At 56.8% G+C, this 13059-nt stretch carries 8 protein-coding genes; 3 read left to right on the forward strand and 5 right to left on the reverse strand.

Going from position 1 to position 13059, the window contains the following annotated elements; all coding sequences use genetic code 11:
* The first annotated feature begins 177 nt into the window (after nt 1-177).
* On the forward strand, nt 178-2184 hold the full coding sequence (locus KJA79_RS17975) for a tetratricopeptide repeat protein (RefSeq protein WP_213043436.1): 2007 nt from the start codon (nt 178-180) through the stop codon (nt 2182-2184).
* 5 nt (nt 2185-2189) lie between these two features.
* Complete coding sequence (locus tag KJA79_RS17980) at nt 2190-2390, forward strand: hypothetical protein (RefSeq protein ID WP_213043437.1); 201 nt, start codon at nt 2190-2192, stop codon at nt 2388-2390.
* Nucleotides 2391-2546: 156 nt separating this feature from the next.
* On the opposite strand, the gene KJA79_RS17985 is transcribed toward KJA79_RS17980, so the two are convergent.
* The 5 genes from KJA79_RS17985 to KJA79_RS18005 all read right to left on the reverse strand — a co-directional run bounded on the left by KJA79_RS17985 (nt 2547) and on the right by KJA79_RS18005 (nt 9300).
* Complete coding sequence (locus KJA79_RS17985; protein WP_213043438.1) at nt 2547-5834, reverse strand: DEAD/DEAH box helicase; 3288 nt, start codon at nt 5832-5834, stop codon at nt 2547-2549.
* A gap of 195 nt (nt 5835-6029) precedes the next feature.
* Entirely contained in the window at nt 6030-6320 is a 291-nt protein-coding gene (locus KJA79_RS17990) for a type II toxin-antitoxin system RelE/ParE family toxin (protein ID WP_213043439.1), read from the reverse strand.
* The gene (locus KJA79_RS17995; RefSeq protein WP_213043440.1) at nt 6307-6561 is read right to left on the reverse strand and encodes a type II toxin-antitoxin system ParD family antitoxin; all 255 of its coding nucleotides are present in this window, start codon (nt 6559-6561) and stop codon (nt 6307-6309) included. The genes KJA79_RS17990 and KJA79_RS17995 overlap by 14 nt, the downstream gene beginning before the upstream one ends.
* Nucleotides 6562-6953: 392 nt before the next feature.
* Nucleotides 6954-8390 (reverse strand): IS1182 family transposase, encoded by a 1437-nt coding sequence (locus tag KJA79_RS18000; protein ID WP_213043441.1) that lies wholly within the window; start codon nt 8388-8390, stop codon nt 6954-6956.
* Between the two features lie 460 nt (nt 8391-8850).
* Nucleotides 8851-9300 (reverse strand): hypothetical protein, encoded by a 450-nt coding sequence (locus tag KJA79_RS18005; protein WP_213043442.1) that lies wholly within the window; start codon nt 9298-9300, stop codon nt 8851-8853.
* A gap of 555 nt (nt 9301-9855) precedes the next feature.
* Between KJA79_RS18005 and drmD the strand changes: the two genes are divergently transcribed.
* A complete protein-coding gene (gene drmD, locus KJA79_RS18010) occupies nt 9856-13032 on the forward strand; it encodes a DISARM system SNF2-like helicase DrmD (protein WP_213043443.1) in 3177 nt (1058 codons plus the stop codon).
* Nucleotides 13033-13059 lie beyond the last annotated feature (27 nt).

Consider the following 13059-nt stretch of genomic DNA (forward strand, 5'->3'; position numbering starts at 1 on the left):
GCCCCCTCACACCCAATCTAACCCTCAAGCTTATCCCCAAACCATCCGATGAGACCCCAACTGGTCTGGACTTTCACACAGGCCCCACGAAGACATCGGGCCAGCACTCTCAGAATCAGTAATGCTAGACGCCGCCAACACAAGTTCCTTTTCCACCCACTACACAAGGACCCTCTCATGTCGAGCCGCCACACCTCAGTCCACGACTACATCAAGCGACTCGAACAGCATTTCAATACCCTGATGCGGTGGGTGTCTGACGAACAATGGACCGTGGAACAAGCGTCCATGGCGATGCTGCTCATCCAAACCGTCCTCTGCATGGACCGTGCGAGTGGCCAGCATGCGCAACTCCTCCCCTGGGCCGACTCAACCGCGCGCCCTCTGGTCCGACAGCTCCTACAGACCCCCCACATGAGGACCCGAGCGACATTCTGGCAAGGCATCGCCGCCTTTGTCCTTCAGCAAGCCACAGACTCAGGGCCACACCCCATACCACAATGGAAGGCCCCGTGGTTCCATGAGATCGTCACGATTCCCGCAGAGTCAGTAAAGTTGCTCTCCTCAGAGGGACACGCCGATCTTTCGATAGAAACGCACGCCAAAACCATGGCCGCGTTCCTCTCGGCCCAGCACTGGACCGTGTACGAAATGCTCTGTGTCGGGACGATGTTTGTGTCGATGATGATGGACCAAGGCGAACCGGGAGCAGACCCCGAGGTCAACGACCCGCTCCTCGACGTCACCCGCATCACCACCACGGAGCCCAACCAGCTCGGCTGTTTCTTTCTGACCGTCCTAAGTATGTCCGGAGAGACCTGGGTGGACAAGCCGCATCAACAACCGATTATCTGGGATGAGGACGAGAGCCAAAGAGTGTACCGGCCTACCACCTCTCACTATCTCAACCCGCTTCACCTTCCAGAGGCCCCCACGACCCTTCCTCGCGCCGCGAAATGGAACGAAACGATCATACAAATTCTAATCGCGCTTCGGCAGAACGACCAGCTCATTGCCCAGAAACACCTCCCGCACGCATTGGCGATCAGCGAACGCTGGCCTGCCACGACCCCCTATCACGCGCTCAGCCAGGCCTTAACCATCTTCACGACACTACTCGACGAGGAGGTCCCGTTCCCACAGACCGAATGGACGCAGTTGGAAGGGAAACTCCTGAGCGTCGATCCCCCGGCGTCGCTCGATGCGTTCACGAATCTAGTCCTCCATCTGATCGCCGTCCTCCGAGAGCACGAGCGGCTCATCGACACCCTCCCGGTCTTACGCACCTGGCTCTATACCATGGAACGCATCCATGGGCGGACCCATCCAGACACGCTACTTGCCCTGCATGAACTCGCCGAAAGTTTGACGGATCTCTACCAGGTTGACGACGCCTATGCGCTCACCCACGATCTCCTGGAACGCCGACGTGAGACCTACGGCCCCACCCATGAGGACACGCTCAAAACGACCAACAATCTTGGATCCCAAGCCACACACCTCGGACGGTTTGACGAAGCCGAACGGCTCCTGCTCACCGTCCTCGCCCACACCGAATCGCGTCCGGACCTGCTCGCCCTCCGCGCCGCGGCGCGCGACAATCTGGCCTCCGTCTATGCCGGACAGGAACAATGGGAGCGGGCGATCGCCCACTATGAACAACTCTTAAACGAGACGGCCCATCTCACGGGTCCGGCCGCCAGAATGCGCATTCCCTGTCTCTCCAATCTCGGCAACGCTTATATGTCGCTCCAGCAATTTGATCATGCGGCACCGTTTTTAGAGCAGGCCTATGCCCTCACGCGCGACCCCGAGATCGTGGCCACCCTCGACGGGATTCTCGTGGCCATTCATTGGGCCATCACGCTCCAATCCCTCTCCCGGCATACAGAGGCGACGCCCATTCTCGAAACCGTCGTGCCCCTCGCGCTGCGCGTCCTGGGGCCGACCCATCCGGAGACCCTGCATGCCCAACTCTATCTGGCTGCCAACCGTGAAAGTCAGCATCAGACCGCAGACGCTGAACAGCGCTTTCGGTCGATTCTCGCTATGGCCGAAACCGATCCCCACCGCCTCCTGCCCATTCTTCGCCTGGCCCTCCACTTTCTGATACACCTGTACGAATATTATGGCCGGGATCACGAAGCAATCCCCTTCCATCGTAAACTGGAGGAACTCTCCTGACCGCGATGGCACAACAACTCGACCGTGAGGCTCGACGCAGCTGTGCTCTTGCTGGCGAGGACTTGGTGCGCCGCTGTCGGGCTGGTCTGTTGAAGGACCACGGCCATGTCGCAGATTTGCCGCCGCCTGCCCCGGACATTCCAGCGAACGGAGAACCTCCCTACCGCAACACGCAGGCGGTGAACGACCGCTTTTCAATTCACTGATCGACCGGTTTGGGTCGAGGACTGCCATCGGCCAGAATCGGTCGGTCGCCACTGTCTGGTTCAAGGCAATCCAGTGCATCGGGCCAAACACCGAGCAGAGTTGCCTCAATCGCATGGACCGTAACGCAGCCGCGACGGACGCGAACGCCAAGGCAGCTAAGCACTGCAAAGCACCTGGAGTGGAACCTCGTAGGTATCGCTTAGGTATCGCTCCGTGACAGCCAACAGCGTAAGTTGACTTCTTGTGGCTGCGGCGATCGACAAGCCGGGTTGAACTACAGCGACTCGCAGCTTGACCTCACTCCTTCTACTTATGTCGCGTATCCGAATGAGGGAGTCTACATTTCCTCGCTCAAAACGCGAGGAGCGTCCCTTCGACGTTCGCATGGCATCCCTCTTCAGAAGATGCGTGAAGAGCTCGATGCGTCGCTCGTGATTAGTAAGCCAGCAAATGCTCCGCTGAGCTTGGCCGCAAACTACATAGAGGTCATCCACACGCCCACCTGGTTCACCTAGAGCATACTTGCAGTGGTAAAACTCCACTTCGATAGTGCTGCGGTCTCCTTCTGCCTGTAGCCGCACAGCGACGACGTCCGCTGCCTCACCTGCACCGTCGTCGTCAAAGATGACCTCATACGTGGAGTCGTTTTGCAACTGTTCAATGAGTCTGTACTGCACAGTCTCATTTTCTCGTGCCTCTCCCTGCGACTCCTTCTTGATGTTCACACCGGTCCAGTCGATGGCTGTCAGACGACCGGTCGAATACGGCGATAGCGTGGTTGAGGGTAGTTCAACATATTCGCATCCTTCCAGTGAGGACCCGTCAGCGAACCAGACTACTGGAGGGAATTCGTTAAAGAACTCCGCCAATGGTTCTACAGTTTCACCTCGACGAATATCCAGTTGGTGCCTGCCGACTTGAGTGAACTTGAAATCAATGCTGTTATTGGTCCCGAGTAGTTCGAGTCGTAAGAAGCGCTCCCATCTGTCAGAGAAAACTCTCAGGGTAATCGGATCGTCGTCAGACCGAGGGCAGACCTCGATATCGACATTTGTGAGGGGTTCTTCCGTTACTCCTGAGGCCAGGAAATACGTAGCATGTTCAGGTCGGATGAGCAGTTCGATCGGCCATTCAGCGGCAATGGCTACCTTGTGCGGGACCGAACCGATCGCTACCGGCTTGAGAGTGCCCGACAGCACGGCATCTGGGTCTATCGTTTCATCGATCAGCTTCTGGCCAATGCCCTTTGCCCAGGCTGAAAAGGTATCGACGCGAAGCCTCAGGTTTGACCAAACTCGACCGCGCTTCGCAGCCCCCACTGACGAACGCTGGCCACGTTCAAAGCCTTGGCCTGCCAGAACGGCCTTCGTTGCGCCTTGCCGGGCTGCCTGTCCGATGCGAGCCTCAACATCCGACCCCATTCGTGCGGTGAACCGTACCTGGCGTCCCAGATGTTCATTCAGTCCAACATTGTTGAGAACCAGTCTCTTTATGCCGTGGAAGCAGCGAAAGAGATCCGGCGCAATCAATAGCTCAACGTCACTTCCACAGATGGCCTTTGCAAGCTCCTTGTATGAGCCGTTAATGTTGGAGCCATGAAGATAGAGCAGGTGACGCTCCCGGTCCCACACAGCGATGAGTAGTTCCCAGCCCATCTCCCTAATCGATTCGACATCGCTCCAACGCACGCCTTGCTCCGTAGCTGCAAGCACCACGAGCGCGTTCTCTTGGTTATTGAGACTGTGGTAGAGTTTGTCTCGCGAGGTTAAACCACGGAACCCCTTCCTAAAGCTCCTAGGCCTCCAGTTGGCGCAGTGCGTCTTATAAACGACCATGCTCGCTGCAGGACGAAGGTCCTTGAGCGGAACCTCGCTGAGGAAGTTCTCAAACCCGCGAAAGAACTCCTGTGATGCTACCTCCTGGTGGATGGCGGCCGAGCTCAGCGCTGGAAGTAAGACGTTCCAATCCGGGTCTTGCGCGTAGAGGGTTCGAAGCTCATCGGTTACATCAATGAGCGCAGTATTGGCGATGAATACAGGATCACCTAAGTCGGAACGAGAGCGAGTGAACCGGCCTGCCAACTGCAGCGTGACCGCAAGGCTCTTACGGATGTCATGGAAGGCAGCGATCTTTAGCTCGGGAAGGTCGAAGCCTTCGCCAAGCATGTCTACGCATACGACCACGCGTGCTGCACCCGAGAACAGTTTCCGTTTGGCTTCTTCTCGCTCTCTAACTGGCATCGAAGAGTGAATTGCTACGGTTTCATGGCGACTGAACGAGCGATACAGCGAGAGGATTGACGCAGCACGTGGCACGCTATCAACGCGCGCCATGACGATGTGTTTGCCGGTGACATCCTCATCAAGCTCGTCGAGCGCTGACTCAGCAATCTTTCTATCACCTCGCGCGGCATCAAACTCATGGACTTGCCGGAACCTGATAGGTCGAAAGTAACCCTCCTCTTGCGCCTTGCGTAGCGGATACACAAAAACCAACTTTCCGTCTACCTTCTGTCCGTCTTCTCGGAATGGCGTTGCCGTGAACTGTACGATTAACTTGTCCTCGAAGTGTTGGCGGAAAGTCTTCCAAGTTGTCGCTTCGGCGTGATGTGCCTCGTCGATGAAGAGATGGCTGCAGAACTCAGCCATTCGTGCCTGCACCTCTGCGTTGCATCCCCCGACGAGAGCGCTGGACGTCACAATTACGTTGCACTGGGAGAAGAACGTCTCTACCTCCCCGGTTGTCTTTGGACGTGACAGTAGCGTCCCGACTACCGGGCAACGCGCCTCGGGAGCCAGGACCCCACTGGTGGGGAACTTGAGAACACCTAGGGTCTCAAACTTTCCGGCGATTTGTGTCCGCAGGGCATCTGTCGGAACAACTACTAGCACCCGGTGGCAGAGCGCGGAGGTCAGGATCGACAGCATCGTTTCCGTCTTGCCTGTTCCAGTGGGCATGACGACGGTGGCGGTTTCTCTACTGATGGCCCAGTGAGCATGAATGGCATGTAATGCACCAATTTGCGGCCGACGCAGCCCGAGGATGCCTCGGTCCGCATCCTCTTCTACAAACCGAAAGGCACTTCGCCAGGACTCTTGTGCAGCCGCCGCAAGCTGGCTCGGAAGCGGGCGTTCATCCCGCAGGTGTGGGTGGTGCAGCCAGAAGCCGTCGGTGAGGTCCAGGTTGTCAACCAGGACCGAGTCGTACTGTGCAATAAGTACGGGTTCACCTCGGTTAAAGGCAGCTGACTTTGGCTTTTTTGAAAGGAGATACGCGAGCGTCTGGTCGGCTTCGTCTTGGAGAAGGTGACCAGGATCCTTCTCACGAGTGTATCGGACTGCCTTGCATTGCACTTCCCGCGCTGGTAGAAGCAACTGTCGAATGTGACCGAGATTGGCAACCTTCGCGTCAAGCGCCCATACCGCCGGTAGTTTGACCTGCAATCGATACTTCCTGGCTTAGCCCTCAAGGGCTTGTGGTTGTTCGGAGAGGCAAGTCTGCTTCGGGTGACACTAGGCTAGAAAAGAGGCCGCATCTTAGCTAGTGTGCGCCAAGTTACCTCAGAATGAGTTTGTCAAACACGCATTGGATACGTGCGAGATGTGTGAGCTCATCCCGCATGCTCCGCTGGCCGGCTGCTATACATGCCTTGTGACGTCCATGCGTTGGTGCAGGACACGCACGATCCGAATCCCGTTGTCCTTGGGTATGTAGAATACCATGTGGGATTGATACTCAAACCGCCGCAACCCCGGCGCGAGTTCATCGGCCTTGCGCCCATGCGTCGGCTGTTCCGCAAGCATCCGGAACCGCTCATGCAAGCCCAAGAGATAGACCCGCGCCTGTTCCAGTCCGAAATGAAGGATCGTGTATTCATAGATGCTATCGAGATCGGCGGCGGCTTTCGACGAGAGGCTATAGACGGCCATTCGTCCTCAGCCGCGTTTCCACTCCCTCCATGATTTGCGACACGGTTCGGTCGCTGACGCCACTGTCCAACCCTTCCTGAATGGCTTCCTTCAGTGATTGAAATTTGGCACTGTCTTGATCGCGCCGGATCAGATCACGGATATATTCGCTGTCGTTCGTGAAGTTGCCGCGCTCGATCTGGGCTTTGATCCACTGATCCTGCTGTTCCGTGACGGTAATAGTCTTTCGTGTGGTTCCCATGTTGCGACCTCCACCATGTTCATACTATTGGTGCACTTTACCACTCTTTCGCCCACGCTGGAAGCTCTTGTTTTATGACCCGCCCAGGCGCGGGGCAGAGGTGACCTCTACTGGACGAACGTCGCAACTCTTTCGTGTGAAATGCGAGTCTTCACTAATATATGTGTAGGGCCTCACAATCAGCTAAAGCCGATGGCATCCCGTCAACAGGCCTGCGGCCTAACCTCGTCGCTGAGCGTCTGCTTTCTCATCTTTCCAACTACCGCTTTGGGTCGAGGCCGTGTGAAAACAGAAATGCCGAGCGAGTGAAATCTTTGTACCTGCGGCAGTGGGGCTAAGTTTGACTAGGCGTGGCGGACAGGCCGTTCAGTTTGGCAACAAGACCGGGCTTGCTACCCTGTCATGGCCGCCATCAGGGGTTTTACGCCGAAGATTCGCATGGTGCGCTTCAGGTTATACGCCAGCACGTGCAAACTCATCTCCGTGTTGACCTTCGGCAACGTTTTCATCAGGAAATGTGTCACCCCCATCCACGCCTTGAGCGTGCCGAAGACGTGTTCCACGGTCTGCCGGCGTAGTTTCATGGCGTTCGGTGTTCGATCCAGCCGATCCTGCATGGTTTCCAGGACCGATTCATGTTCCCAGCGCGAGATACGCCGGTAGTCGCCCGTGGTGCAGCGCGCTTTCAGCGGGCAGCGCGGACAGGCCGAGGACCAGTAGCGGTGCTGCGTGAGGCCGCGTTCAAGGCTCGTCATGCGATAGATTGCGTGCTCCCCGGCAGGGCATCGGTAGGCGTTGTGCTCGGGGAGATAGACGAAATCGCGCTTGTCGAACAGGCCCGCCGCGTTGTTGTTGGAGGTCAGCGGCTTGGGCATCAAGGTGGTGATCCCCTGCTGCTCGCATTCCCGGATTTGCTCGCCATTGAAATAGCCTCGGTCGGCCAGCACCGTGAGGCGTGCCTGGCCGGTCGCCTGCGCCGCGTGTTGGGCCACAGGCGAGAGCTGCTGACGGTCGTGTCCGTGGTTCGTCACCTCGTCCGTCACGATCAGATGGTGTTTCGTGTCCACGGCGATTTGCACGTTGTAGCCCACCATGCCGGTGCCGCGACCGCTTGTGGCCATGGAGCGGGCGTCTGGGTCGGTGAGTGATATCTGGCCATCGGGCGCGTCACGCATGAGCGAACCAATTTCATTCAGGCGCTGGATCTGCGTGTTGACGGTCTGCAGTTTCTCCTTCAGATGATGCACCCGGGCCTCGGGCACCAACGCAGGATCGCGATCGGCTCGATCCAGTTCGGTGAGATAGCGTGCGATACTGGCTTCGAGTTGCTCGATACGGGCTTGGAGCTTCCGGTCGGTGAAGTTCTTGTCGCGATTGTTCACGGCCTTGAACTTGCTGCCGTCGATGGCGACGAGGGCGTCGGAAAACAGGTTGAGCCGCCGGCACAGCAGGACGAATTCGCGGCAGACGCGACGGATCGCCGAACCCTGGTCTTTCCGGAAGTCCGCAATGGTCTTAAAGTCAGGCCGTAACCGGGTGAGCAACCACATCAGCTCGACATTGCGCTGGGCCTCGCGTTCCAGGCGCCGGCTGGACTGAATCCGATTGAGGTACCCATAGATATAGAGCTTGAGCAGCACCGCGGGATGGTAGGACGGTCTGCCGGTCGCTTCCGGTTGTACGCCATCAAACCCCTGCTTGGCCAAGTCGAGCCCGTCGACGAAGACGTCAACCACACGAACGGGATTGTCCTCGGCGATGTAGTCCTCAAGTGACTCCGGAAACAGGGTGTGTTGCGACCGGTCTTGCCCTGCAATGAAGCGCTTCATCAGGTACACCTCGTCAGGCTAGTGGACTGTGCCGATGAGATCCGTCGGTGCATCGTCACGATGGGACGCGTGATCATGTGGCGGAAAATACAACGTATCGAACGGCATCGCAATGGCAACCGACTCCCGAATGCATTGCTACAGTCCACTCGGTCACTGAAGTATGTGACGTGGACAAGAACTCACTGTCCTGTACGGATGCGGCCCACGTTTTCACACAGCCTCGGTCGGAAGCAGCCGTTCAGGACAACGAGAAACCATCAATCCAGCGCCCTTCCTTACCCGAGTCGGGAAGTCTGCAAGACTCAAACAACCCAGTTAGTCTTGGCCAGTTCGGTCGGCTGGTTTGTAGCAGCATTTTGAGTGGCTGGATTCCGTCATAATAGGTGGCCGTTTTGAGCAGAATACGACGCATGTTAAAATTTTCAACATGTCCTGCTGCGAATCCGTTGCGACAACTTCACCAGACTCCCCCTTCTTCCCCCTCTTTTCCGAAGGTCACTTCCCGGATCAGTTCATAGCTCCGGCTGTCCAGCGCGTCCCACAAAGCATAAAGCGGCATTGTTGCGGGATGGTCTCCCAGCTCGTTGGCCACTTCATAAAGAAGCGATTGTAGTCGCAGGAGATTGTCGTAGCCCAATTGTATACCCGGCATCATGAGGCGCACCGCTTCCTCAGTCGTGACCGGCACGCTTAATTCAACATTTGAACACGGGAACCGCCGAAGGAGGAAGAACACATCGTTCATCGCCGAAAGCCGCCTGGCACAGTCGAAGTTGGCCGGCAAGGCCTGCGCAAGTTGATAGAACAGTCGCTGCCAGGTGTCTAGCTGGTTATCGGGTGTCCGTTGGGTTAGTTCCCAACCGACTGTCTGTGCATCCGATACTGTGATGTTCTCTGAGCCTGTCATGTGGGCCTCCTTTAACTATTAGGCTGCGATAGTTGCTGGCCCCACTTCTACCGTTCCTGAGCTTTCGCGTGGAAAGAACGAGTGCGTGCCTCCACAGGGAAAGGTCAACAAAATCATTCTAAAATCGAAACAGCCCACTAGCCAGGCGTAGGTTATAGCCCTACAGAAAGTATTGGTGGTCACAGCCAGAAGCAGCTTATACACGACCAATTGACCAATGCGTATCTAAACAGATACTGCCGGAGATCCAAACCTATCACGCTGTATTTTCCTCTTCAGCTTCCAGCCCCATCAAATTCTGAGTGGCCACTTTTCGCTATGTCCACCTTCTGAATGGTTGCTTTCGCGCATAGAAATGGGTAAGCCTTTCCACCTGTTATCAATTAAGCAGAGAGGCCGTCTCGCTTTTCTGAAGGGGCGTTGAGATGCCCAATCCGGAAGCTTTGAATTCCCTCTTTCTTGAAGACACTGTTTTCTGTGTCTGGGAAGAATGAGTCCGAATACATCGCATTCATAAGTCGGAAATTTTGGTGTCTTAATTAGAGCCATTATGTGATGCCCTCCCAATTACCTGAACCCGGCCAAGTCGTTATCGTCAGGCAGCGACCATTCACGGTCGTTGACGTCAAGGCCTCACAGCTTCCCCTCCCTGCACACCTTCAGGACTCACAAACCAGACAACACTTGGTGCGCTTGTCATCCGTCGAAGATGAGGGGCTAGGCGAAGAAATGGAAGTCGTCTGGGAATTGGAGCCTGGCGCCAGCTGTCGTGAAAAAGCGGCACTTCCTGCTTTGCACAGCTTTGATCCCCCAAAGGTATTCGACGCCTTCCTCGATGCAGTGAGATGGGGATCTGTCTCTTCCGCTGATGACAAAGCTTTACAAGCTCCCTTTCGCAGCGGGGTGGATGTTGATGACTATCAACTCGACCCCGTCGTGCGGGCTCTTTCAATGCCGCGGGTGAATCTCCTCGTGGCTGACGACGTAGGGCTCGGCAAGACAATCGAAGCTGGCTTGGTCGCGCAGGAACTTATCTTGCGTCATCGGGCCCGCACCATCTTAATCGTGTGCCCTTCCTCCATTCAGGTGCAGTGGAAGGAAGAAATGCGCGACAAGTTCGGTTTGGAGTTTCGAATCGTCGACAGTGATCTCTTTGCCGATCTCCGCCGCCGCCGCGGCATCCATGTCAATCCCTGGTCTCATTTCCCGCGACTTATCACCTCGATTGACTTTCTCAAGCGTGAGCGGCCCATGCGCTTATTTCGGGAAACGTTGCCGGCGGGAGATCAGCCAGCCTATCCCAGGCCATATGACCTGCTGATCCTCGACGAAGCGCACAACGTCGCACCATCCGGACGAGGCAAGTACGCAACTGATTCTCTCCGTACCACGACTATCCGGACCCTTGCTCCGTCATTCGAGCACAAGCTCTTCCTCTCCGCCACACCGCACAATGGATACGGTGAGAGCTTCGCCGCACTCTTAGAACTTCTCGATAATCAACGCTTCGCACGGGCCGTGCGGCCAAATCGAACACAGTTGCAGGCTGTCATGGTCCGCCGGATGAAAAGCGAGTTGGAGCTTCGCTGGGATGGTACACGACGATTTGCGAAGCGCATGGTGAAACATCTTGAGGTGTCCTATTCCGACGCTGAACGGAATGCTCACCACAATCTGCAACGCTATGCAGAGCTGCGTGCCCAATCGGCCCATACCGCGGGCGAACGCTTTGCTTCCGAGTTTGTTCTGAAGCTACTTAAGAAGCGCCTGTTCTCTTCGCCAGCCGCCTTTGCCATCACATTGGAGAAACACGCACGCGCCGCCACAACAGCCAAAGGCGGCGCCGCGAGTGGTGCCTGGCAGCGCCAGCTAGAAGAAGTCGACCACGACTTCGCAAACGATGAAGACTACGAGAGCACCTCACTTGAGGCGGTGGAGATAGCCTCCCGCCATGGCACGACCCTGTCAGCTGAAGAACAAAGTCTTCTCAAGCAACTGCGGGAGTTCGCCACACACGCAGCAGCGCATGCCGACAGCAAGGCTCGCACACTCATCAAGTGGTTGAAACAGACCCTCAAGCCGGGCGGTAAGTGGTCCAACCGGCGAGTCATTATCTTCACCGAATACCGGGCAACCCAGAAGTGGCTGCACGATCTGCTGGCTGCCGAAGGATTGGCTGGGCAAGACCGGTTGCTCACCATTTACGGGGGGATGCCCTCGGACGACCGCGAGAAGATCAAAGCGGCGTTCCAAGCGAACCCTGTGGTCGCTCCCGTCCGGATTCTGCTTGCAACAGATGCAGCTTCCGAAGGCGTCAATCTCCAGAACCATTGCTGGCAACTCATCCACTACGAGATTCCCTGGAATCCCAATCGCATGGAGCAGCGTAACGGTCGAGTAGACCGCCATGGCCAAAAGAATTCAGAAGTAGAGGTCTTTCACTTTGTGGGAGCTGGATTTGACGAGACCAAGCCTGGACAGGCGCCAGGGGATCTCGAAGGGGATCTGGAGTTTTTGCTCCGGGCCGTTCTTAAGGTAGAAACCATTCGAGAAGATCTCGGCAAGGTAGGTCCGGTTATCGCCGATCAGGTGGAGGAGGCAATGCTCGGACGCCGCCAACGCCTCGACACGGCCCGTGCCGAACGCGAGTCCGAGCCGGTCCGAGCCATGCTGAAGTTCGAGCGCACGTTGCGCGAACAGCTGCAGAAGCTAGCGGAGCAACTGCATGAAACAGAACGTGAGCTGCACCTCAGCCCAGACAACATTCGAAACGTGGTGCAGACCGGCCTTGCATTGGCCGGACAGCCTGCCCTGAGACCTGCCGAAGTGCCAGGGCTCTGGCCAGATCCAAGCGGTGCGCATCGCGATTGCCCTGTCTTCCATCTCCCTACGTTGACGGGCAGTTGGGCTCTCTGTGCCGATGGACTGGCCCACCCGCATACCAAGGTCACTCGCCCCATCGTGTTTGATCATGCATTGGCTGAGGGGCGTGACGATGTGGTGCTCTGTCACCTCAACCACCGGCTGGTTCAGATGTGTGTCCGTCTCTTGCGCGCCGAAGTTTGGTCGCAAGGGCTCACGCAGAAACTCAATCGTTTCACCAGCCGCCTTGTTCCGGATACCGCGCTGCAGACGCCGGCTGTCGTCGTCCATGGCCGACTGCTGGTGCTTGGTGGAGACAGCCAGCGAGTACATGAAGAGATTATTCTCGCTGGTGGGTTTATTCGCGAAGGGCGATTCGCCCGCATGAATGTCGGCGAAACCCAGGCAGCATATGAAGCTATCGAAGGGCAAAGTGCACCGGGATTCGTCGAGGATCGGCTCAAAGAACTGTGGCCAAAGATGGAAGTGCCGTTGCTTCAGGCGCTTGAAGTCCGGATGACAGAACGCACCAAGAATCTTCAGAAATTCCTCGATGAGCGTTCGGAGCAGGAAGTAGCCAAACTGGCGGCGATCATGCGCGAACTCGAAAAGTCCATCCGCGAAACTTTGGATGAAAAGGACGAGCCTCAGCAACGCTTTGAGTGGAGCGAGGGCGAACGGCAGCAACGAGAACGCGACCTTAATGGTCTTCGCACTCGCCTTAAAGAAATCCCCGTCGAACTAGCTCGGGAGACTGAACATCTTCGCAGCCGGTACCGAAACCCTCAGCCGCGGCTCTTCCCGATTGCCGTCACATTCCTCGTGCCGCATCGTGCCATTGCACAGCTGCAACAGGGAGGAAGCCGGTGAGCATCGCCCGTCACCATGCCGAGTGGC

Source organism: Nitrospira defluvii, from assembly GCF_905220995.1.
GTDB classification, from domain to species: Bacteria; Nitrospirota; Nitrospiria; order Nitrospirales; family Nitrospiraceae; genus Nitrospira_A; species Nitrospira_A defluvii_C.